Annotated in this window: 24 protein-coding genes and 1 pseudogene; 8 read left to right on the top strand and 17 right to left on the bottom strand. The window is 60.2% G+C overall.

The features are described from left to right. Nucleotides 1-236: 236 nt before the first annotated feature. The 7 genes and pseudogenes from GGQ64_RS27920 to GGQ64_RS24060 all read right to left on the bottom strand — a co-directional run. Nucleotides 237-454 (bottom strand): annotated as a pseudogene (locus GGQ64_RS27920) (IS6 family transposase); the annotation flags it as partial. Nucleotides 455-603: 149 nt separating this feature from the next. Then, entirely contained in the window at nucleotides 604-1689 is a 1086-nt protein-coding gene (locus GGQ64_RS24080) for a c-type cytochrome (RefSeq protein WP_183807879.1), read from the bottom strand. Beyond that, entirely contained in the window at nucleotides 1683-2321 is a 639-nt protein-coding gene (locus GGQ64_RS24075; protein ID WP_246422888.1) for a cytochrome c oxidase assembly protein, read from the bottom strand. The genes GGQ64_RS24080 and GGQ64_RS24075 overlap by 7 nt, the downstream gene beginning before the upstream one ends. Continuing rightward, nucleotides 2318-2698: a hypothetical protein gene (locus GGQ64_RS27915; RefSeq protein ID WP_246422887.1), complete on the bottom strand. Its 381-nt coding sequence runs from the start codon at nucleotides 2696-2698 to the stop codon at nucleotides 2318-2320. Before GGQ64_RS27915 ends, GGQ64_RS24075 begins: the two co-directional genes overlap by 4 nt. Nucleotides 2699-2702: 4 nt before the next feature. Continuing rightward, nucleotides 2703-5225 carry a cytochrome c oxidase subunit I gene (gene ctaD / locus GGQ64_RS24070; RefSeq protein WP_183807877.1) on the bottom strand — a complete coding sequence of 841 codons (2523 nt, stop codon included), beginning with the start codon at nucleotides 5223-5225 and terminating at the stop codon, nucleotides 2703-2705. Then, nucleotides 5222-6181, bottom strand: coding sequence for a cytochrome c oxidase subunit II (gene coxB, locus GGQ64_RS24065; protein WP_183807876.1), 960 nt, complete (start codon nucleotides 6179-6181; stop codon nucleotides 5222-5224). The genes ctaD and coxB overlap by 4 nt, the downstream gene beginning before the upstream one ends. Before the next feature lie 867 nt (nucleotides 6182-7048). Beyond that, nucleotides 7049-7237: a hypothetical protein gene (locus GGQ64_RS24060; RefSeq protein ID WP_183807875.1), complete on the bottom strand. Its 189-nt coding sequence runs from the start codon at nucleotides 7235-7237 to the stop codon at nucleotides 7049-7051. Between the two features lie 344 nt (nucleotides 7238-7581). On the opposite strand from GGQ64_RS24060, the gene GGQ64_RS24055 reads away from it, so the two are divergent. After that, the gene (locus GGQ64_RS24055) at nucleotides 7582-7938 is read left to right on the top strand and encodes a hypothetical protein (RefSeq protein WP_183807874.1); all 357 of its coding nucleotides are present in this window, start codon (nucleotides 7582-7584) and stop codon (nucleotides 7936-7938) included. Between the two features lie 172 nt (nucleotides 7939-8110). Here GGQ64_RS24055 and GGQ64_RS24050 read toward each other — a convergent pair whose 3' ends face one another. After that, the gene (locus GGQ64_RS24050; RefSeq protein WP_183807873.1) at nucleotides 8111-8416 is read right to left on the bottom strand and encodes a hypothetical protein; all 306 of its coding nucleotides are present in this window, start codon (nucleotides 8414-8416) and stop codon (nucleotides 8111-8113) included. 1537 nt (nucleotides 8417-9953) lie between these two features. Here GGQ64_RS24050 and GGQ64_RS27660 point away from each other — a divergent pair. The 3 genes from GGQ64_RS27660 (at nucleotide 9954) to GGQ64_RS24035 (ending at nucleotide 11591) form a co-directional block, all read left to right on the top strand. After that, complete coding sequence (locus GGQ64_RS27660) at nucleotides 9954-10106, top strand: hypothetical protein (protein ID WP_210300405.1); 153 nt, start codon at nucleotides 9954-9956, stop codon at nucleotides 10104-10106. Between the two features lie 670 nt (nucleotides 10107-10776). Beyond that, nucleotides 10777-11436 (top strand): glycoside hydrolase family protein, encoded by a 660-nt coding sequence (locus GGQ64_RS24040; protein WP_183807871.1) that lies wholly within the window; start codon nucleotides 10777-10779, stop codon nucleotides 11434-11436. An 11-nt stretch (nucleotides 11437-11447) separates the two neighbouring features. Next, nucleotides 11448-11591: a hypothetical protein gene (locus tag GGQ64_RS24035; protein ID WP_183807918.1), complete on the top strand. Its 144-nt coding sequence runs from the start codon at nucleotides 11448-11450 to the stop codon at nucleotides 11589-11591. Between the two features lies 1 nt (nucleotide 11592). Here the strand turns inward: GGQ64_RS24035 and GGQ64_RS24030 are convergent, their stop codons facing one another. After that, nucleotides 11593-11826 carry a hypothetical protein gene (locus GGQ64_RS24030; protein WP_183807870.1) on the bottom strand — a complete coding sequence of 78 codons (234 nt, stop codon included), beginning with the start codon at nucleotides 11824-11826 and terminating at the stop codon, nucleotides 11593-11595. 194 nt (nucleotides 11827-12020) lie between these two features. Here GGQ64_RS24030 and GGQ64_RS24025 point away from each other — a divergent pair, with 194 nt between their 5' ends. Then, complete coding sequence (locus GGQ64_RS24025) at nucleotides 12021-12305, top strand: DUF1515 family protein (RefSeq protein ID WP_246422906.1); 285 nt, start codon at nucleotides 12021-12023, stop codon at nucleotides 12303-12305. 38 nt (nucleotides 12306-12343) lie between these two features. Here the strand turns inward: GGQ64_RS24025 and GGQ64_RS24020 are convergent, their stop codons facing one another. The 3 genes from GGQ64_RS24020 to GGQ64_RS27910 all read right to left on the bottom strand — a co-directional run bounded on the left by GGQ64_RS24020 (nucleotide 12344) and on the right by GGQ64_RS27910 (nucleotide 15737). After that, complete coding sequence (locus GGQ64_RS24020) at nucleotides 12344-12643, bottom strand: DUF982 domain-containing protein (protein WP_183807868.1); 300 nt, start codon at nucleotides 12641-12643, stop codon at nucleotides 12344-12346. A gap of 1013 nt (nucleotides 12644-13656) precedes the next feature. Beyond that, on the bottom strand, nucleotides 13657-13920 hold the full coding sequence (locus tag GGQ64_RS24015) for a DUF982 domain-containing protein (protein ID WP_183807867.1): 264 nt from the start codon (nucleotides 13918-13920) through the stop codon (nucleotides 13657-13659). A gap of 962 nt (nucleotides 13921-14882) precedes the next feature. Beyond that, complete coding sequence (locus tag GGQ64_RS27910; protein WP_183807866.1) at nucleotides 14883-15737, bottom strand: M10 family metallopeptidase C-terminal domain-containing protein; 855 nt, start codon at nucleotides 15735-15737, stop codon at nucleotides 14883-14885. 1026 nt (nucleotides 15738-16763) lie between these two features. Here GGQ64_RS27910 and GGQ64_RS24005 point away from each other — a divergent pair. Continuing rightward, nucleotides 16764-17072, top strand: coding sequence for a type III secretion system chaperone family protein (locus GGQ64_RS24005; RefSeq protein ID WP_183807865.1), 309 nt, complete (start codon nucleotides 16764-16766; stop codon nucleotides 17070-17072). A 42-nt stretch (nucleotides 17073-17114) separates the two neighbouring features. On the opposite strand, the gene GGQ64_RS24000 is transcribed toward GGQ64_RS24005, so the two are convergent. The 3 genes from GGQ64_RS24000 to GGQ64_RS23990 form a co-directional block, all read right to left on the bottom strand. Further along, on the bottom strand, nucleotides 17115-17378 hold the full coding sequence (locus GGQ64_RS24000) for a hypothetical protein (protein ID WP_183807864.1): 264 nt from the start codon (nucleotides 17376-17378) through the stop codon (nucleotides 17115-17117). A gap of 66 nt (nucleotides 17379-17444) precedes the next feature. Further along, nucleotides 17445-17687, bottom strand: a complete 243-nt coding sequence (locus GGQ64_RS23995) for a hypothetical protein (protein WP_183807863.1) — start codon at nucleotides 17685-17687, stop codon at nucleotides 17445-17447. Nucleotides 17688-17773: 86 nt separating this feature from the next. Beyond that, nucleotides 17774-17992, bottom strand: coding sequence for a hypothetical protein (locus GGQ64_RS23990; RefSeq protein ID WP_183807862.1), 219 nt, complete (start codon nucleotides 17990-17992; stop codon nucleotides 17774-17776). 182 nt (nucleotides 17993-18174) lie between these two features. On the opposite strand from GGQ64_RS23990, the gene GGQ64_RS23985 reads away from it, so the two are divergent. Next, a complete protein-coding gene (locus GGQ64_RS23985; RefSeq protein WP_183807861.1) occupies nucleotides 18175-18459 on the top strand; it encodes a PRC-barrel domain containing protein in 285 nt (94 codons plus the stop codon). Between the two features lie 81 nt (nucleotides 18460-18540). Here the strand turns inward: GGQ64_RS23985 and GGQ64_RS23980 are convergent, their stop codons facing one another. Beyond that, the gene (locus GGQ64_RS23980; protein WP_183807860.1) at nucleotides 18541-18687 is read right to left on the bottom strand and encodes a hypothetical protein; all 147 of its coding nucleotides are present in this window, start codon (nucleotides 18685-18687) and stop codon (nucleotides 18541-18543) included. Nucleotides 18688-19162: 475 nt separating this feature from the next. Continuing rightward, entirely contained in the window at nucleotides 19163-19411 is a 249-nt protein-coding gene (locus tag GGQ64_RS23975) for a DUF6894 family protein (RefSeq protein WP_183807859.1), read from the bottom strand. 140 nt (nucleotides 19412-19551) lie between these two features. On the opposite strand from GGQ64_RS23975, the gene GGQ64_RS23970 reads away from it, so the two are divergent. Continuing rightward, nucleotides 19552-20271: a helix-turn-helix domain-containing protein gene (locus GGQ64_RS23970; RefSeq protein ID WP_183807858.1), complete on the top strand. Its 720-nt coding sequence runs from the start codon at nucleotides 19552-19554 to the stop codon at nucleotides 20269-20271. Nucleotides 20272-20283: the final 12 nt, after the last annotated feature.

Below are 20283 nucleotides of genomic sequence, written 5' to 3'. Positions count from 1 at the left end.
TTGGCTGCTAAGAAAAACGTCGGGCCAGCGTAGTTCCGACCACCTACCAGCGCTTCGCGGATGCGGTTACGTCGGGCATTCTCGGGGACCCGGGTTTTCCTCATGCAGCTGATATCCAAAAGGTCCTCGATCTAGCCATCATAAGCGGCGAAAAACGGCAGGAGATGGCAATCTGATCGGCTGTCAATACGAACTGAAGTGTGGCGCGCATGGCGCGCTACTCTTCAGTGGTACACCCCAAGCTGGCCCACGATGTGGTTTGCAAAATGCCTGCCGAATTTCTCTGCCCAGACCCTCACGGTTGGTGGGAGACGATGATACCGCGAGCAGCCAGCATATCCTAGATCACTCGTAGGCTGAACGGAAAGGGCAGGTGGCGCCACACGGCGTGGACAATGAATTCAGCAGGAAAACGATGGCGGCGATAGAGCGGCTCACGAGCGAGCTTGGTCACGAACGGCACTGGAAGCGGGCCACCGAGAGATGGGCGCGGCCGGGGGCCTTTTCCACGTCGGGATCGCCAGGGACCAGCACCGTCCATCGAGGCGAGGACGATGGCATCGAGCCCGGCAGCGCGGGGTAGCCTTGTCACGTGCGGCAGGACTATCGTCGCTCCCCGCCCGCATAGGTGGGGAGTTCCGCGTTCGGATCCCGTGTTGCAAAATAGGCCGCGACAGCCGCCATGTCGTCTGCAGCGAGGTTGACTGCCACCCGGGACATCACGGCGCGATAGGGTCCGCCACCGCGCTTCCCGCTTGAAAAAAGACGGAGCTGGGCCACAAGATAGGCGGCCGGCTGCCCGCTCAGTCTGGGATAGGAGGGGTTCGCATTCGTCCGGTCGTGGCAGGAATGGCATGCCGGCACGCGGCGCTCGGAATCTCCGGAGTGCGCTATCTGCTCTCCCCGGCCAAGCTGTCCTGAAGTTGCCTTGGTGCCGAGCCGTATGGCGGTCTGCGATGCAAAATGGGTGGCGAGCGCCTCCCGGTCCCGATCCGACAGCGACTGGACTGCGACGGCCATCACCCCGCTGGGTCGCGTTCCATTCACATAAGCCGCAAGACTGTCTCTCAGATAGGCCGGACCTTGCCCGGCGAGGCGGGGAATGAGGCTGTCAGTGTAGAGGCGCTCGGGTGCATGGCAACCGTTGCAGCTCTCCAGCACCCGCGAGGCATCGCCAGACTGGCTGGCGGCATGGCCGGCAAGTTGACGGTAACTCTCTGCGTCCAACGCCGGATAACGTCGCAGGAAGGCCACCATGGCCCAGACCTCGTCCTCGCGCTCCATCACCGGCCAGGCAGGCATGCCGGTGAACCGCACCCCGTGCTGAACGATCTGGAAAAGCTCGGCGTCGGTCCAGGTGGGGATGACGTCCTTCAAATCGGGCGGCACCGGCAGCATGCCGCGCAAGCTTGCCGGAGGCGGCATCGCCGGCGAACCGTGGCAGACGGCGCAACCGCTTTCATAGTGGCCTGCAGCCATCGGCAGCATGCTCTCGCTGAAGGTCGGCACCTCCGTGCCGATCGCGGCGGTCCGGACGGACGAACGCATTGCCCCGTGCAGCAACCAGTCAGTGATCTTCCAATGCCCGGTGCTGGCCTCCACGCCGATGACGCCGGACCAGCCAACGACCAGTCCTATAAGGGCGATGCCGACGACGAGGCCGGCAAGCTGCTTCCAGCCGATCAGCATCGCGGCTCCCCTCGTGCCATCGGGTCTCCTTCACGGAGCAGGCCCGACAGTAGGACGACGCCACCGGCGAGATAGGACAACGCCCCGACGGCGAGCATGACCACGCCCCCGATCTGCTGGTCGGCAATGCCGGCAAGCGGAATGCCGAAGCAACTGACCTGGCCGGTGCCATAGAGCGGACGCGGCGCAAGCGCGAGCAGTACGCCGAGCAAGGTCATGTGGATGGAGGTGAAGAGCAATCCGATCGTGCCGGCGAGCCGCCCCTCGCCTTCAGGGCCCGACCGCAGGCAGACGGCCCACAGAAGCAGGCCCGCGACGAGAAAACTCAGAAGCTCGACCATCGAGACCTGCAGGCTGGCATCGGCCAGTCCCCGGATGGCGGGAACATGCCAGATCCAAACCACGACCATCTCGATCACGGAGGCCAGCACCGGCGTCATCCACGCGACCCGCTGCGACGGATCGAGGCGTGTGCCGAGCACGCCATAGGCGAGAAGCGGCGCAATGACGGCGACGATCCCCATGTGCAGGATCATGTGCACCGTGAAAGATCCGCCGTCAAACGTGACGAACAGCACGAGCGGCACGATCGTGAGCAGAAAGACTCCCATGCCGAGCGCGACCGTCCTCATGGCTGGCACGCCTCGATGAGGACCAGCGGAACGGCGACGAACAGGACGGCGACGAAGCTGAGCCCCGACAGCAGCAGCGTTGCAAACCCCTGAAAGAGCAGGCGGTCCTCGCGCGTCGGTGCGTCGTGCGGAGGATCGCCGCTGCCGAAGCCCCATTGACGCCACGCGAGCCAGGCCGACAGCACGATGCCAGCCAGAGCCAGAAGCGTCACCAGAACCAGCGCCAGGCGCATCTCCGCGAAGGTGAACGGTCCTGTGCGCGCTTTCTCGCAGTAGATCGCAACCGCAACGTAGCAGACCAGGAAATGCACCGCCCAGATCGTCGGACCGGTGAACAGCGTCCAGAGGCTTTCGACTTCCTTCGGCAGCAAGCGCATTGCGTCACCTCACCGCCGGAAACAGGCCGACGACGCCGAACGACGTGACGGCCGTGATGACGAGGAAATGCCAGTAGAGCACGACGTTGTGCATGTCCATGTCGTGACGGGCGCTCATGCGACCGGCGAGGCTGCGGGCAAGGCAGTAGGCCTGCATGACGATGCCGATTGCGCCGTGAGCGACGGTCCAGATCGCAACGACCCAGACAATGGCGGGATAGACGTGCGCCGTCGGATCCATCCCGCTCCGGTGCGGCCCGGCAATCCCGGCCAGGCACCCGGCCAACGTCAACGCGGCAGAAAGCAGAAGCGCCGCGCGCGTCATGCCGGGACGGTCGCTCGCGTTGACCCGGCGCGCCAGGAGCATGGCGAGCCAGGCGAGCGTGAACAGGCCGGCGGCCAGAAGCGGCCACGCCACCCCCGGCCCAGCATGGCCGGCCGTGAAGTCCTCGTGGATGGTCCAGTAGAAGAAGTAGCCGAACATCAGGCTGGCATAGGCGGTACCGTCGCCCGCCATGGTGATGAACATGCCCCACCAGCCGACGGACCGCGGTCCGGAATTGTAGAGAGGTAGTTTCTTGCCGAGCCCGATGTCGCGGAATTCCGCGCGGGGGATCTCGGCCGTCGCCGTCCACAGCCAGGCGACGATCGCGGCAAGCGTCAGAACCGCGCAGAAGATCGTCACGATCCACCAATGGAACGTCAGGGCAATGAAGACCCCGCCCAGCGAGAAAGCGGCGACCATCGTCAGGATCGAGGTTCCGCCGACGCGCAGGCATTGGATCGGGCGGGCATCCAGCACGGACGTGACCAGCGTTTCGCGCGCGCCATCCTGCGCATCCGGAAGGTAGTAGCGGCCCGCGTTGATATCCTCGAGCAGGTCGGGTTGGTCCCAGATCGGATAGCGGCTCGTGATGATCGGGATGGAACGCACACCCCAGTTCTCCTCCGGCTCGCTGATCCATTCCAGCGTGCCGGCATTCCAGGGATTGATCTGCTCCTTGGGCTGGCGGTGCTTCGGACGCAGGACGTCGATCACCACCACGACCACGCCGGCGGCGAAGACGAAGGCTCCGACGGTGGAGACCAGGTTGAACCAGTCCCACCCGATATCGGCCGGATAGGTGAAGACCCGGCGGGGCATGCCGCGCAGGCCCACCAGATGCATCGGGAAGAACGCGACGTTGAACCCGGCAAACATGATCCAGAAGGCGATCTTGCCGAGACGATCGGACAGCTTTCGGGCGTTGATGAGCGGATAGTAGTAGTAGATGCCGGCGACCACCGGAAACAGCATGCCGCCGATCAGCACGTAGTGCAGGTGGGCGACAACGAAATAGGTGTCGTGCGCCTGCCAGTCGAAGGGCACGAGTGCGACCATGACGCCTGTCAGCCCGCCGATCACGAAGACGGCGAGCCCCCCTGTCCCGAACAGCATTGGCACGGAGAAGATGACGCGCCCGGCCAAAAGCGTGGCGATGAAGACGAAGATCTGCACGCCCGTCGGGATCGCGACCGCCTCGGACGCCGCCGAGAAGAAGGCGAGCGAGATCTGCGGCAGGCCCGTGGCAAACATGTGATGCACCCAGAGGCCGAAGCTGAGGAAGCCTGTGCCGACGGCTGCCAGCACGATCCAGGAATAGCCGACGATCGGCCGCTGGGCGAAGGTGGGCACGATCATCGCCATGATCGCGATAGCAGGCAGGAAGATGATGTAGACTTCGGGATGGCCGAAGATCCAGAAGAGATGCTGCCACAGCAGCGGGTCGCCGCCGCGCTCGGCGTCGAAGAACGGCCAGTTGAACATCCGCTGCATCTCGAAAAGGATGTCACCGGCGATCAGCGGCGGGAAGGCGAACAGGATCATTCCGGCGACGATCAGCAGATACCAGGCAAAGAGCGGCATTATGTTGACGCGCATGCCCGGCGCCCGGCACTTCATGATCCCCACGATCAGTTCGACGGCGGCAGCGATGGAGGCTACCTCGATGAAGGACAGACCGAGCAGCCAGATATCCGCGCCGATGCCGGAATATTCTTTATCGGTGGCGAGCGGCGGATACATGAACCAGCCCGAATTCGGGGCAGCATTGAAGAAGATGGAGCCGCACACGAAGACGCCGCCAAGCGCAAAGCTCCAGAAGCCGAAAGCGGACAGCCTGGGAAACGGAAGTTCGCGCGCGCCCAGCATCGACGGCAGGAGGAAGATGGCCACCGCCTCGAAGATCGGCACGGCGAACAGGAACATCATCACCGTGCCGTGCAGGGTGAAGGCCTGGTTGAAGAGATCGGCGGAAAGAAATCCGTTCTCCGGAACGGCGAGTTGGACGCGGACGAGCAGGGCCAGAACGCCGGCAAACAGCATGAAGATGAAGGCGGCGGCGCCGTACCACAGGCCGATCTGGGTGTTGTTGACCGAAGTCCAGTAGCGCCAGCCGCACGGCGTCCGCCATATCTCGCGCAGTTTCCGCTCCTGCGCTTCACGCTCGTCTGCGCTCAAATCCTGGAAGGCGACGACCTCGGTCATGGGCGCCCCGTCAGGAATTCCGCGATCGCGGCAATGTCGCCTTGCGACAGCATGTCGAAGGCGGGCATCGTCGCGCCCGGTTTGATGGCGGAGGGATTGCGGATGAAGCGCGCCACGTTCTCGGGCGTATTGGCGAGCGCGCCGGCCCCCACCGTTCGGCGATCGGAGAAACGGGTTAGGTCAGGTCCCAATCCGGCAACCGGCGTCACGCCTCTGACCGAATGGCAGCCGGCGCAGCCGTGATGGGCGAACAGGCGTTCGCCCTCGCTCCCGCCGGGCCGATTGCCTGCTGCCTGCCGTCGCCTCCAGTCGTCATAGGCCTTCGTGTCCATCACGATGACGGAGAAGGCCATGTACGCATGGGAGGCGCCGCAGAATTCTGCGCACGGCGCCTGATAGACGCCGGTTTTCGTCGGCAGCAGCGACAGTACGTTGGTCCGGCCGGGAATCATGTCCATCTTGCCGCCGAGCGACGGGATCCAGAAAGAGTGGATGACGTCGGCGGCACGAAGCGAGAAAGCGACCCGCTCGCCGACCGGCAGCCGCAACTCGTTCGCCGTCTCGAAGGCGGCCATTCCGTCTTCCGCGGGATAGCGGATCCGCCACCAGAACTGCTCGCCGGTGACATCGATCATGGCGGGTTCCGGCACGGAACGGTCGAGCCACGGCCGGATCGACGGCATCAGCCAAACGGCATAGGCCAGCAACGCGAAGAGGGCGACGACAGGAAAGGCGACGCCACCCCAGGCGATCAGCCGCCCCGCCCCCTCCTCGGACCAGGTCCGGCGTCGGCGCCGACACGCGTGCACCAGCAGGCCGATGACGGCGAGCCAGATGACGCCGCCGCCGATCACCATCACGACGAACAGGTCGTAGACCTCTGCGGCTTCCCGTCCTGCCGGATCGAGCGCCGATTGCCCGCCGGCGCAACCCGGAAGGACAAGCGGCGCCGCCATAAGGAAGATCCGTGATATCTGTCGTCTGCCGCGATCGGTCATGCCATAAGCGATATGGAGCACCCTCACGCCTCGGCAAGGTTGCGGGGATACTCGCAGGCGCGGCTGACGTTGTGGCGACGGCAACGTAAACGAACATTGGTCTCACCCAAATGGGTGAATTCATTTGGGGCAGAAGCGTTCGTGAATCGTTCTGGCAATTCCTGATGAGTTTAGTCAAGTTCACCCTGCGTTCGGGCGTTGTTCACGGAAACCTTTGCAAAGCACTCAAGTATAATCGTTCCAGTTGGGTGTGAAGCTCGCCACTGGATTGTAAGCCGGGCCTCTGTTAGCCTCATCTTGGGCAGGGAGGCGTTCGGGGATTGGTCTGAGCAACCAAGCATCTGCATGTCTTCTTCCGGCGTTCTGCTGCGTGGGGCGCCGGCTTGGCCCACAAATTTGCGGCGACAACAGGTTCTCCGGGAACCCTTTGGCGTCAGCGCCAGTTTCTCGCAATCGATCGAGGAAGGATCATGCGAAACGCTGTGATTGTTGAAGTGATGTTGATTCTTGGAGCGCTGGGATTCCTAGTGCTGGGTATTGTTTCCCTGTAGGCATGTTCCACTCCGGTCAATCTGGATCGATGACGCTCTCTTTCGGATCAACCGAGCCATCGGGCTGAGTGACGGGGATGCTGGCAGCATAGACCAATGCTGCAATCACTGCAGCTAAGATGAGGACTACCAACATCGCCTGTCTGCCATTGCGAATTGGAGCTTTCTTCATCCGTAGAAAACGGAAGACAGATCGGAGTGTTCCATCTGCGTGGAACAGAGCATGCCGAAGGCATAGCCGCCTAATCGCGGCGGCTTTCGCTCGTGACAGCCTTTAGACGTCGTCGATGTTCTGCCAGTTTTCCGAGAGTTCGCGCTCTTTGGCGGCTCTCACGTTTTCAGCAGTCTCAGTGTCCTGGTACGGGCCAAGCGAACCGGTTTCGCCCATATTGGTCCACTCGACCCAATGACCCTGTTCATCTGAGCGCACGACGACTGACAGGTTTTGATGTCCGTTTGGCATAGAATTCCCCTCAATGAGGTCAACGATAACCGAGCGGTCATTGGGCTACAAGCGCCTCCCTCTCTTCGCCAGGCCTTAGGGAAGAGCATCACGGCTCCCCGAGTGGCTGCATATCGCCTGAATTTCTCAGTTCGGGAGCAGCGCGTCGGATAGAAGCGGACGCTGGGAAGCCAGTGACCACCCGTCGCCTAACCGCGGCGGCTTTCGTTTGTGGAGAGAGCGAACCGCGCTGCCGGGGACGGCAATCTACCAAGCCCGGCGCAGGACGTGGAAGCGCCGTAAGATAGGTCATGGAACATTGGGCCTCCGAGGTGGTTAAGGTTGTTGGCAAAGGAGGAAAAGTCATGAAACGTGTTGTTTCAATTGCGGCTGCGATTGCTCTTGCAGCTTCCAGCTATAGCCCAAGCTTGGCGGACTGCGTGGAAACGACCGGATCCGTGAACAAGGAAGCCCACAGCGGCATCGCCAAAGATGGAACTCAGGCTCCATTGGAAGGTGCCTCGGGCTCTCAGGTTGAGACCGAGACTGCCACCGGAACGACGACAACCAGCGCGGATGCCCTGCCGAAGACGGCGCAGAAGGATGGCAAAGCTATGCCAATGGGCGAAAGCAGCGATCTCGCCACATCGGGTCAGGACGTGATCGCTCAGCAAAAGGGCGAAGAAACCGCGGCCGCCAAGTCCACGGAAAAGTGTGACTAGCGGAGCACACCACCGACAGAACGTCACTTAGGCCGCCCGATCGGGCGGCTTTCTTATGAGGCAATAGTCCATGCAATTCATCGACGTTGCATCGATCGCTGGGAGGCGACGGACCGCTAAGCTTTCGTCTTCATGTTCCTTCCGGCGCGCTCATTTCGGTGGGCGGCGGCGGTTACTTGGTCGGCTTAACGAGCGAAATGACCCTCGGCGTGGATGGCGCATCCAGCCATTCGATCCACTTATCTCTTTCCTCGATCGTGTCGAAGAACCGCCAGAGCCTGTATTCCTCTTCTGTCGTCTCCAGCATCTCTCCGACGGACACGAGTTCCAACGGTAGCGTCACCTCGTTGCCGTCGAAGCGAACGAAATAGATGCCCTCGGTGGCCAGACGAACAACCTGGCCAGTGCCATAGCTGCCGTCGGCATCGTCGAGCGTGAAGTACATGCCAGTGAGAGTGTCGATGATCTTGTCGTACATAGGTTTCGAATGCCAGTCCTAAATGCGAGACATGAGAAGCAAAGGGCTCCTGTTGCCAGGAACTCCAAGGTTACGAGAAAACGTTGAGTATAGCGGCGATGCCAAAAAGGTACCATGCCAAGTTCACGTTTACCGTAACGGTCACAGAGGTGCGTTACGAGATCGGGAAGGCGGATAGTCATTCGTGAAGGTGGCGGTTCGTGCGCCGCCGTTCCTTCCGGCATTTCAGGACGGACGCGGGAAAGCCCCGCAACATGCGCTTGCACAATGCCGGCCCTCTGTTCGGTGCACCCGGCGCGCAAGGGGTTGCCAAAGCTCCACCGAACCGCTGGCTGCCGGAGTAGCGCCGCCGACGTGGTCACGATGGGAGGCGCCCTGAACGACAGGGACCACCCGCACACAGTCGACAAGGCCGGACGCATCATCAAGAACAAAGTGAGCGCCGTGGAGACCCTGGCGAAGTGACCCGCCTCGCTCTGGCGTGACTAGGTTCCTTTTATCCGACGAGGATGGAACGTCCCGCTTGTGCGGCGCTCGGTCACAAGTTTCCCGCAGCCCTCGTAAGGGCAGTCGATGGACTCACGCGACCGGCATCCCGGCGGGCCTTCGGTTTCGACACATTCAAATGTGTCGCTCGCAATGAGGGCATGTCTCAACAGTGACGTGTTCGCAATCTTCAAATCCTTGGTAAAACAATTGCAGCCTCCTGAGATGGGCCTGCCAGGCCTAAAAATGGTCCGAGCTACATGTTGATAGTGATGCCTACCCCAGCGTGAGCATTGATCAACGTTTGCAATAGACGTCCTTGACCGGTTTTCTTGAGGTAGGCGATAATATCGGCCATCGGGGGCCAATTGGCGATGTATGCTTGTGGCCCACTGTAGAGGCCTCCCCCGGGGCCAGAGTACAGGCCGCCTCTGGTGCCTGTGTAGAATCCGCCCCCAGGGCCAGCATAGAAACCTCCGCCTGGACCGGTATAGGCGCCACCTCCTGGCCCAGAATAAAGACCACCACCAGGGCCGGTGTAAAGTCCACCGCCCGGCCCCGTGTATCGACCACCGCCAGGCCCGATATAGGCGCGTCCTTCGGGCCCCGTGTATAGCCCTCCTCCCGGACCGGTGTATAAGCCGCCGCCCGGACCGGTGTATCTATCTCGTGGCCACATAGTTTCATTCCTGCTTCCCTTCATAGTCGAAATCAATCACGCCTGAGTCGCAAGCCTTCCTCGAATTGCCCCCAATTATTCACAGAGCTGACGGTGAGCAATCTTGATGGCTGTGGTGCCGGGGCCCCATCGCATCGCCATCTTGTCCAGCGCGGCACATGCGGCAGGAAGTGGAAGTGGAAGCGGGTAGGGCGAGTAGGTGACCCATGGCCCGCAACACGTTCGCCTCATTGGAGAGTGCTGAAGAAGGCGACACACGAGCGGGATGGATGGCGCTGCATCGTACCGGGCTGCCCGACACCGACACACCGTCTCACCTGCGACCACATCAAGCGTCGCCGAAACGTGGACGGCCCGACAGCCTATGATGTGATGAGCAACACCCGCACGCTCTGTGGCAATCACGACGCGCTCGTAAAGGAGACGGCGACGGGGAAGCGCGGGAAGGACGGCAAGCTGATCGTCAAGGGTGCGCGATCGGACGGGACGCTACTCGACCCCAATCACCCATGGCATCGGACCTGATGCCGAGGCCAGCAACGACGAAGAGAGAGCACATGATCAAGCTTGGCGCATTCGCACGAGATCGCATCAGCACGTTCACAGGTGTCGCTCACCGGGAGGGCACCTTCGGCTGCGCACGGGGCTGCAGTCGTCGATTAGTCCGATATCGCCGCCGTGCGCCATCAGACTAACAGGGTCACGAGAAGCACGAACAGCACTGCAATTCCAAAGACTGAGAACTCCACAAACCAGTCATACATCGCGGCATCCTCCAAGGGATAGCCTCTTTAACGCCGTCGCGCACCGGCGGTTCCCTCACATCAAGGAGATCGTTATGAATACGACCGTGCAGGCAATGCAGCGGCGCTTGACCTTGTTGGGGACGAGGGGCAGGTTCCCCTCTTGGCGGGAGGGGAACCTGCGCGAGTGCTCGAAGTGCGGTCGAGCGCTGTCCATTTAAGAGGCTTACCTTGCGTGAGGCTGGGACTAGCCGGCCGTCAGAGCAACAAAAACGAGCCCAACTGGAAGTCCGACAGTGAACATCGTCGCTGCCACCACAAACGCCAGTTTGAATAGCTTCGCGCGCCCGGCACGCTGACCGTCCCATTCATACGCCATCGCCGGACATTGAAACACCTCGCGTCGAAAGACGTCGAGTGCACCTGTGCAACACTTTCCAAGGATCATCACCATGACCACGACCGTGCTGGACCTCCAGCGGCGCTTGCTGGCGGTCGGGTTCAATCTGGGGCCTGCCGATGGCATCGCCGGGCCGAAGACCAAGGCCGCCGTGCGGATTTTCCAGATTGCGGAAGGCTTGCCAGTCGATGGCATCGCTGGCCCCAATACATGGGCGCGGCTCCGCGAAAAGACGGATGCACCGAAATCCTCGGGCGAGATGATGACCAGCGCCGCCGGGCGCAAGGCCATCACAGCGCACGAGGACAACGTCCTCACGGCATATCCGGACCCGGCGACGGGCGGGGAGCCGTGGACGATCGGCGTCGGGCATACGAGTGCCGCCGGGCCGCCGAAGGTCGTCAGAGGCATGAGGATCACCGCAGCGCAGAGCGACGAAATCCTGTCGCGTGACCTCAAGACATTCGAGGCCGGCGTTCGCTCCGCCGTCAAGGTGCCGCTGAACCAGAACGAGTTCGACGCGCTCGTCTCGCTCGCCTTCAACTTCGGCGTCGGCGCCTTCTCCAAGTCCACTCTGGTCAAGAAGCTCAACGCTGGCGACCGGGCCGGCTCCGCCGATCAGTTCCTTGTCTGGAACAGGGCCGCCGGCAAGGTCATGAAAGGCCTCTCCAGCCGCCGCGCGTCCGAACGCTCTCTATTTCTCAAGCCCTGAAAGGACTGACCATGCAGAAGATCTCGAAAGCCATCGCAGCAGCAGCCGGCGGTGCAGCAACCGGAACCATCGGCCTGCCGTTAATGCCCGAGGGCACGCCCTGGTACGGCTACCTCGCGCTCTACGCCATCACGAGCTGTTGCCGGCCGTGTTGACTTACTTCGCGCCGGCAAACAAATCCTGACCGGGATGCCCGGCCATTGTGAGCAGCTTCGCGCGATCGTGGATGCCCTCGTGGTATAGGCTGAGCAGTTGCTTGGCCAGTGCGAATGCTGCCTCGCTCTCAGCTTCGATTTGCCTTTGCCGGCATATCTCGTCGAACGCATGCCCCAGCATCGAGAGACCTGCAGGATCGATAAAACTTTCCTTCGGAAGGTGACGATGGATCATGACGTTTCTCCCTCTACGGGGCGCCGGCCGTGTCGCCTCGTACGACTATACTAAGCTGAATTTCATGTCGCGGGCGTCAATCTTCCGTGACAACCAGGAGCAGTGATGTCGCCAACTGACAACGACGCCTATGTCCATCGCCAGCTTGGCGAGCTTGCGGAGGGATGCGGGGCGTGCAGCAATCCCTGCAGCGGATGGAGGAAAACGGTCGTCGCTCGGAAGACAAGTCGGCCAAAAGTCGCGCGGTCGTGCACCGGCGCATGGACGAGATAGTGTCGCGGGTTGGTCACCTCGAGACGCGCATGTCCGAAATGAAGGAGGATGTCTCGGAGATGAAGCCGGTCACAGACGACGTGAAGCGCTGGAAACTGATGGGGATCGGCGCCCTCGGCGTGATCGGCATCGGCGGGATGGTGCTCGGCGTCACCTTCGCCGATGCGATCCGACGGATTGGGCTGGTGATCATTGGGAAGGGTTAGTCGCCGGCAGGAGAGCTCCTGCCGGCGCAGGAGCTGATTCACCTGGTGGAGCGAGCGCCCGCGGTCCCGGTATAGAATACAGGCGGCATCGCTTTTGCCGGCATTCCTGCCTCAAGACATGCGGCTATGAAGTCTTCGCGCGCGATCGCCAGTGGCGTCATCTTGTTGAGCGCGGCTCGGCAGGAACGAATTGCCCTGTGGTACTTCTGTCCATGGCGCAACGGCCATTCGTTTTCCAGAAAGTCGAGAGCGTCATAAGGTCCATGGAAGATGTGCTCGCTGCCGTTTTGAAGTCGAACGGATACGGCGATCGACCAAGGCACGTCAGGTATGTGCATTGAATTTCCTCCTCTCAGTTACAGGCTCATGAAAGAAGCAGCACAGATATTTGTTCAGCATCAAGCGACGTCAAGGCTAGGGGGCGTCGATCTGTTTGTCAGATCGCCTGATAAATATGCCCTGCCATGCTTGCCAGCTTCAGCAGAATGCCGGCAACAAGCAGAGCGTACAGCCACCACGGATCGCGTCTCATGGCAGCGGCTTGTTGATATCTGGCGCGGGCGGCCGTATCCGCATCTCGACTTCCTACGCGCGGTTTCAAGTGGGGCTGAGAGGGAGCGGCGTCTTAGATTTTGGGCACCCGGGACCGCCGCCCCTCTTTTCCCAAGACAGGTTTGGAGCTTGTCGGGAACGGGGGAAACATAACATGGGAGATGCTCAAGCTTCCAGATCGAATTACTCTCGAAGCTTCATTTGGCGATAGTAGGTGAATGGGCGCATGATGCCGTATCGGCGGGATTTGCCAAGGGCCTCGTCGGCAGGGAGTTGGCTTCTTCCGCCCCAAGCGGAGGAGCTTCCATGAACTCCAAAATCCCGCATGAGCGCCTTGTCGTTGGCGCCGACATGTCTCCAACTCTCCAACGCCTCGCAGATGGCATTACTAACCAAAGCTGGTTTGGCCAAACCGAACCTGACCGGGAGTGTTAGACGACTATCTCTCCCGGCTTTACGATCTCGGAATCGAGGGTGAGGACGACTTGGCGGTGTGTGTGATGGCCGCGGCGAAGCACCGCTACAGGATACCGGATGGGGAACATCCTTCCAGTGCAGACGGTGTCTACCTGCCCAATGAGGTCGCATTGCTGCGAGCGATAGTCACTCTCGTCAGACGCAAATCGCGCGATAGAAAGAAGACGGAACGATTGGCCCGGCGCACCCTCCGGCTTTATCGGGCCGGCTACCATGATCCGGAGGCACTGCTACGCCTGATGGGCACAATAGGCTGAGGAGGCAGGCTGCCGTGGCTTGCTAAACAGTGCGCCCCGGCTGCCAGCCGTCAGTTTTTCTATACCTACGCGGCCAGCGGATCTGTGCCCCGGCTCTCGAGCGTGAGGCCAGCCTCTTCGATCGCTGAGAGAAACGCCTCTCGCGCGTCCGCTGCGTCAATCCGCTCGTTCACGGCCTTCAGGCACATCCGCTCGGCTCGCTCGCGCTCCTTGCCATTTTGCGTAGGCCAAGAGATCATGAGAAGCATCGCTGCGGCATACGGGCCGTGCACCGTCTGGTGATTGGTGCTATCCAGCGTCAATTCCACGGGCGTCTTCCATTTCGACATTTGCGTTCTCCCACTTGCCAGCGCCTAAACGCTCTGGAGAGGCAGGTGTTCCGCTAGTGCGTCGAGGACAGCATTTGTCGTGGAACATCCTTGCGCGGCCTTCGTTGGAAGGTGACACTAACAGGACAATTGAGATGGCAATGATGCATCACGACGCTGCAGGCTATCCAGGGTTCCCCGGCGGTGAACTCTGTGAAATGATTGGGCCCGATGAACTGAACACACTTGAGCGTGTCTTCGAGGAATGTAGGGAGGACTGCTGCTTTTCGCTCGAGAGTGAGCGAGCTCGTTCGCTTGGGCGGGCGCTGATCCGGGTCTGTTCACGAGGAGAGCATAATCCCGTGATCGTGCGGTCGGTGCTGGTTGCCTGTTTTAAACGACATGCTCATTAGAGGGCAACTAGGTCCCCTCAGTCGAGACGTGTGATTTCAGGTTAGCAAACTGGCCGTTGCTTCTTCAGCAACGCAGAGGTGGCCAGCGGAGGCCCGTGTGTCACCTCCGCTGGTTTCCGGGCTTCTCGCCCGTACTGGCGCGAAAATGTGCGCCGTTGGGCCGGAGAAGGGTCAGGCCCAAAATCGGAAACTCTGCGCGGGGAGTAATGTTCCGCACCTCGGGTTTGAGGTTGGGCCGGTTCCAGTCCAGTCGCGGTGCAGCCGGCCTGAGCCTCGGTCGCGTCGGCAAGGGGACATGCCGCTCAACGTTTGAGGGTATCGCGGGCCACCCACCGATAGAACCAGCACACCGCGAGAAAGAAACCGATCATTTCGATGAGTTCAAATGTCACTACGTTTGACCTTGGCTAGCTCCCTATTTGCCCTATTAACTGCGCGTTAAGTTCTCTGCAATTGCCCTTCACGCGTATAGTGGGTCACACTTTGTAACGGGTTGGTATTGGTGCGTTCTTGCAAACGAAATGGGCCCGCGCGGAGGCGAGCCCATCGATTGGGGAAGGAATTCCGGGATCAGAGCAGGAAGTCGCCCTTCGACAGCGACAAGCTATCATCGAGGTGAATGCCGAAGTCGGCTTTCCTGTCCCCGTTTGCGTCTGCCTGGATGTAGGTATCCGACTTGTACTTCGTATAGCGAAGCTCGCCAGCCTTGCCGTGGAAGTCGTCGTCGCCGATGAACTTGAAAGCCTGGTTGCCAGACGCTTTCCAGTTCGCGTCGATCGCACTCAGATCGATCTTGTCGCCCTGCTTCTTGCTGAAGTCATAGATCGAATCGCGGCCTGTTCCGGAGACCGCGCTATCGCTCGCCTTCTTGAAGATGAAAGTGTCTTTGTTGCCGCCGCCATAAAGCTTGTCGCCGTCTGCGCCGCCGTAGAGTTTGTCGTTGCCGGCGCCGCCGTAGAGCTTGTCGCGGCTGGCGTTTCCGGTCAGCGTGTCATTGCCATTGTATCCGTAGAGCACGTCGGAATAGCGACCGCCACTCATCTTGTCGTCGCCGCTCAGGGCAGACTTGAGTAGAGCCAGCGCCTGCTTCTCGGATCCCGATTCCGCAATATCGGCAAGCTCGGTGACCGAGAGGTTCAGGCCCGAAACCGACATGGATGTCTCGCCAGCGTAGCTCAACTGGACGCTTTTGATCGTCCCGGTCGGCTTCAGGTATCCGTTAGAATCCGTCGCGAAGCCCGATCCATTGATCGTGACTTTTTCGCCGCCGACGTAGCCGACGATCTTCTTCGAGCTAAAGGAAGAGATGTACGCGCTGCCGACGCCGCTCAGATCGATACTGAGATCGGCCATATCGACCCAGTAGTCGCCGCCGACCTTTAAAACCACACCCATAAATGCCCCCATAATTGCTGTGCGCCACACCGATAGCGTGCTTCATGGTTACGAGCAACGTTGCGCATCGCCAATCTTTTGACCGACCCGCCCCTGTGCGCTGGTTCAATGTTCCATTTTTGTTCTTGGCATGCCATCACGCCATGGAGGCGTGCGGCCCCACCAAAAGCAAGAAGGAACCTGCCTATGTCTCGATACCACTCCCGCAGAGAAAGCCTGTACGAAGCCGAGCGCGCGGAATTCGTCACCCGCGCTACCGCGCTTCACAAAATGATGATGGAGGCCAGTCGCAACCTTGCTACATCCAGAGCGGACTACCGCGCACTCACGAATCTCAATGGTTCCATTTGCGAAGCAATCAAGGGGATCACTGGCGAGGATCCTAAGTGGATGCGGTCGGCAGTCGATGATAGCACGCCTCTGTCGTCGAGGTAGTTGAGCGGTGCTGCACCTTGCCTGTCCGGGCGGTGCTGCACCCGGTCCGTTCGTCACCAGCCAGCCAATCACACGGCGCCGCCGACCGACCACAAGCCGGGCAGGACGCACTGTCGGGGCCTCAGACCCAAACGGAGACGGTCCGTATTAGTTTGCTCGGCAGTACGGACAACGGGGGTCGCGGGCAGTGGTATCGTGCATCATGTGCGCAACCTGCCATGGCGCCGGAGGAGTCAAGAATGGTTGGGCACCAGTGCGACTACCAGACCTACTCTCTCTTCAGCTTCTTAAACCTATCTGGAGCAATCCCGGTGACAGGATCTGGCTTGCCCTCAGGAAGCGGAAGGATCGTGCAGGCGAGAGTTCGCAAGTCGATCTGGACTGTCGCCCCTCCGCCTTAGCCAAAAAAGAACCGGCGGCATTGCCGCCGGTAGTTCGAAGTTCGGGTCCATCAGAACGACGATATTTCATCAACCTGAAAAAGGCTCGTCAATCCTGCGTATTGGAACGACAGCTGGCCCAGCGGGACCGCTAGATGCATGCCCGGCCACACTCTCCACCGCCAACGAATCGACTTTCTCCCGAAAGCATGCTCTTCAACCCTGAATAGGGGAGAAGAAAATGTCGCGGAAAGCAGTGAGCCAGTTCATCACAGTCCCGCCTACGAGACGGGTGGAAGAATTTCTTGGCGCCCAGGACCGCTTCTCCGCATATCTTTCGGACCACTTCCCCGGCTATGAATTCCGTATCGCGGGAAACTCCCCGTTCAGGAGCGAGGACTTTCAGGTGGTTCCGATCATGGGAGGCGAGAGCAAACAGTCGAATCTGGTTGGCGGTTTCGAGATGCGGGTCCCGCCGGAGCGCGCTGTCCTTGAGGAAATAATACAGGTGTGCCATCGCTTCAACGTTTCAAAGAGCCGACTGTCGTAGCTCCTAGAGCCACCACGGGTCGCGCTTCATCGGCTATCGCTGTCAGTGGGGCTTGCTTCCCCGCAAAAGTGCAGCCTTGGGGACCTCGGGTTGTCGATGCCGCGTCTTTGTCTGGATAACCGTCAGGTAGACCGACTGATCTCTCACACCCGCCTTGTAGAGCTGCATCATTCTCTTTACGACAAGGTCAGCCACAGCCGATCTATGAGCAATGTGCTCGTGGCTGCAGATCGTCTCGAAGATTTCCCCGAGCCGCTTTAGTTCGGCCGGACCAATGCTGCCGTCTTTGTCGGTAATGTGAGGCATGCAGGTATCCTCCCAAAGGGGGAGGAGTGTGCACCTCTATTGAAGTATGCACCACCAATCACGACGCTAGTGGTTCCGTCGTCGCATTTTCCTTGTGTGCTTCAGCGCTCGAGCTGTTTTGTGGTTCTCGATGACCGCGAGAATATGGTGATCGGCCAGGGTGGCTATCGCCGTGCAGACCTCGACCTCATCCCAGCCCGCCTTCACCGCTCGCCAGACGAGATCCTGCAGCGCAGTCTCGACTGCCTCCTCGCACTCGGTCAAGCGATCGGCGGTGAGTGGGTGACGCGGTGAAGTGATATCGGTCATCTGTTTGCCCTTCATGAAGTCGCAAAGAGCTGGCGCCGTCGGATCACAGGGCGAAGCATGCCTGAGTTCGAGACATCCAGTTGGCATTAATGCAGTCTTTTTGCTCGGCTCTGGATGACAGCCATGAAAATCGTTCGATCGCGGACCCCAGCCTTGTAGAGCTGTAGAATGCGCTTGGCGACTTCATCCGCCACGGCGGAGTGACGAGAGAGGTGTTCCCGTTCGCAGAGGGCCTCGAACACCTCGCGCAAGTTGGCGATGTCCGCTGGACCGATGGTGTCGTCTTTTTGAAAGATGAAGTGCATTTGAGTTCCTCCCAGCCGAGGAATGTGCGCCCTTACTAAAACTCGCGCTATTAACTTTGACGTACCCTTCCTCCGCATCGTGTCGGTCGAAAGCCCCATCTTTGTGTTCATCTTCAACCAGGTCGGAACAAATGAGGTTGCTATCGGTTCTTGGGATTCATCCAGCTAGGAGGAGTTGAAAAATGGATCATACCAATCACGTTCGCCTTTCACCCACCGAGCTCACGCCGGATATCCTCGAAGGCGCAACGATCTACGGCGCAGACGACGACAAGATCGGAAAACTCGATCATCTCCATGGCAGTACCGCGGTCATCGACGTCGGCGGCTTTCTCGGGATCGGTGCGAAGCCGGTCGCCGTTCCACTGGGCGACCTCGAATTCATGCGGGATGAGGATGGCGATGTGCATGCGGTCACAGCCTGGACCAAAGATCAATTGGAGGCAGCGCCCGAACACTACGAGTGAAGTCCGTGTCTCGGGGCCGCGGTCAGTTCTAACGGCCGTGGCTCCAGCCGGCTGATGTGCGGCTGCTGTCTTCGTCCGATGCTATCGCAGCAGGGCCCAAAACAACGTGCCAAGCGCCACGATCGCAACCGCGATCAGCGCGAGAAATCGTACCAGGCGCTCATTTGTGTTCGTGCTGTGCCCAACGATCGCGTAGTAGAGCGAGTGAACACCATTGCCGTGGTCCATGTGCCGTCTCCCTTGGCATCAAGCCGCCCCCTCCGTCCCGCTTCCCTCATCCAAGTCCACGGTAGGTAGGTAGCCGTGCCCCCCAGCCAGTGCCTCAGGATCGCCCGTAATGCGTGTGATCGGTTCAAGCCAAGGTCGCATTAGGCGCGCTCAAGTGCTTCGTCGACATCTTCGTCTAGGAGCAGGTGGTCGGTCATTCTGACATCTCTCCACGATAGGCAGCTGGTGGCGGCAAGGCTTCATGCGCCTGCGCCAGTGTTTCGAGCCACGCAGCGCGGTGGGCGATTGACGACATGCGAACGCCGCCCCCGGAAAAATTGACATCGCTCTTGGTTGGTTCGCGCTCGGAAGCGGACCTCAGTGTTGGCCGTGGTGCGACAAAGGTTACCGTGTGGAGTGCAAATGACTTTTATCGCTAGCCGGGCGTCCTAGGCTTCGCCCGATGTCGCGATCGCTCGATGTTCATATCGTTGAATCAAGAGCCCTTGGGCAGGCGCTCAATTGCAGCAGTTGCATCAACCACAGCAAGGATTGTTCCGAGGCTATCGGTGATGTTGATTCCCAAATATTTCGTCTGCCGGCCGGCGGACAGATCGTCCGCCATCATTTCAAATAGGCTCGCTTTGGCATCCGCTTGCGCGGCCTCGATACCCGCGAAGGCAATGCCGTCATAGTCTGCCTCCAAGCCTTCGGTGGTACGAACATGGAAGTAAAAGCGCTTCATCGCCAAGTCTCCACTCGGTATGCGATAGGTAATCTGGCCTTGTCGCCTCGTCCGGGAGATCATGACGCGACACCCGGAAAATCCTAGATCGGGAGGTTTGTTCCATATGATAGGACGGAAGGAACAGGGAGACTACGATCGTGATTGAACCTCTCATTGCAAACCTACGTGCCCGGGACACCGTTTCCGCGCGGGAGGCACAGCTTCTGCAGTCGATAATCGTACGTCAACGTCGCTTCGCAACCGATGAGGATCTTGTCACGGAGGGATCACGGCCACCCTATAGCACCTTGCTCCTCGACGGCATCGCTGCCCGCTATCGGATCGTCGAGAATGGCAAAAGGCAAATCACAGCGCTTCACATCGCTGGCGATTTCGTCGATCTGCACGCTTTTCCCTTGAAGACGATGGATCACGGCATTGTAGCATTGTCACCCTGCCTCGTTGCCTTTGCCGACCATGGCGACCTGACAAGGATCAGCGAGAACGAGCCGCATCTGACGCGCCTGTTGTGGCTCTTGACCGTCATTGACGGAGCTATTCACCGTGAGTGGATCGTGGCGATGGGACGGCGCTCGAAGAAATCTCACCTGGCGCATCTGTTCTGTGAGCTTTTTGCCCGGCTGAAAGTCGTCGGTCGCGTCTCAGATGACAGCTTTTCGTTCCCTCTAACCCAGCAGGAATTGGCTGATGCCCTGGGAATATCGCTGGTGCATCTGAATAAGACATTGAGGCTATTACGCAATGAGAATGCACTGCAATGGACACAGCGGACGGTAACGGTCCTCAATTGGGAACGCCTTGAGCAAATCGCCGAGTTTGATCCCGGTTACCTGAACCTGCACGTAGAACCGCGGTAGACGATTCAGCAT

Origin of the sequence: Mycoplana azooxidifex (assembly GCF_014196765.1) — a bacterium.
Lineage (GTDB): Bacteria > Pseudomonadota > Alphaproteobacteria > Rhizobiales > Rhizobiaceae > Mycoplana > Mycoplana azooxidifex.
The sequence above is the reverse complement of the archived record's forward strand: the minus strand, read 5'-3'. Positions and strand labels throughout refer to the sequence as shown.

Coding starts and splice junctions, on each gene's coding strand:
- GGQ64_RS24080 (WP_183807879.1), bottom strand. CDS start 1,689: ATGCTGATCGGCTGGAAGCAGCTTGCCGGCCTCGTCGTCGGCATCGCC.
- GGQ64_RS24075 (WP_246422888.1), bottom strand. CDS start 2,321: ATGAGGACGGTCGCGCTCGGCATGGGAGTCTTTCTGCTCACGATCGTG.
- GGQ64_RS27915 (WP_246422887.1), bottom strand. CDS start 2,698: ATGCGCTTGCTGCCGAAGGAAGTCGAAAGCCTCTGGACGCTGTTCACC.
- ctaD (WP_183807877.1), bottom strand. CDS start 5,225: ATGACCGAGGTCGTCGCCTTCCAGGATTTGAGCGCAGACGAGCGTGAA.
- coxB (WP_183807876.1), bottom strand. CDS start 6,181: ATGGCGGCGCCGCTTGTCCTTCCGGGTTGCGCCGGCGGGCAATCGGCG.
- GGQ64_RS24060 (WP_183807875.1), bottom strand. CDS start 7,237: ATGCCAAACGGACATCAAAACCTGTCAGTCGTCGTGCGCTCAGATGAA.
- GGQ64_RS24055 (WP_183807874.1), top strand. CDS start 7,582: ATGAAACGTGTTGTTTCAATTGCGGCTGCGATTGCTCTTGCAGCTTCC.
- GGQ64_RS24050 (WP_183807873.1), bottom strand. CDS start 8,416: ATGTACGACAAGATCATCGACACTCTCACTGGCATGTACTTCACGCTC.
- GGQ64_RS27660 (WP_210300405.1), top strand. CDS start 9,954: ATGAGCAACACCCGCACGCTCTGTGGCAATCACGACGCGCTCGTAAAG.
- GGQ64_RS24040 (WP_183807871.1), top strand. CDS start 10,777: ATGACCACGACCGTGCTGGACCTCCAGCGGCGCTTGCTGGCGGTCGGG.
- GGQ64_RS24035 (WP_183807918.1), top strand. CDS start 11,448: ATGCAGAAGATCTCGAAAGCCATCGCAGCAGCAGCCGGCGGTGCAGCA.
- GGQ64_RS24030 (WP_183807870.1), bottom strand. CDS start 11,826: ATGATCCATCGTCACCTTCCGAAGGAAAGTTTTATCGATCCTGCAGGT.
- GGQ64_RS24025 (WP_246422906.1), top strand. CDS start 12,021: ATGGAGGAAAACGGTCGTCGCTCGGAAGACAAGTCGGCCAAAAGTCGC.
- GGQ64_RS24020 (WP_183807868.1), bottom strand. CDS start 12,643: ATGCACATACCTGACGTGCCTTGGTCGATCGCCGTATCCGTTCGACTT.
- GGQ64_RS24015 (WP_183807867.1), bottom strand. CDS start 13,920: ATGTCGAAATGGAAGACGCCCGTGGAATTGACGCTGGATAGCACCAAT.
- GGQ64_RS24005 (WP_183807865.1), top strand. CDS start 16,764: ATGTCGCGGAAAGCAGTGAGCCAGTTCATCACAGTCCCGCCTACGAGA.
- GGQ64_RS24000 (WP_183807864.1), bottom strand. CDS start 17,378: ATGCCTCACATTACCGACAAAGACGGCAGCATTGGTCCGGCCGAACTA.
- GGQ64_RS23995 (WP_183807863.1), bottom strand. CDS start 17,687: ATGACCGATATCACTTCACCGCGTCACCCACTCACCGCCGATCGCTTG.
- GGQ64_RS23990 (WP_183807862.1), bottom strand. CDS start 17,992: ATGCACTTCATCTTTCAAAAAGACGACACCATCGGTCCAGCGGACATC.
- GGQ64_RS23985 (WP_183807861.1), top strand. CDS start 18,175: ATGGATCATACCAATCACGTTCGCCTTTCACCCACCGAGCTCACGCCG.
- GGQ64_RS23980 (WP_183807860.1), bottom strand. CDS start 18,687: ATGGACCACGGCAATGGTGTTCACTCGCTCTACTACGCGATCGTTGGG.
- GGQ64_RS23975 (WP_183807859.1), bottom strand. CDS start 19,411: ATGAAGCGCTTTTACTTCCATGTTCGTACCACCGAAGGCTTGGAGGCA.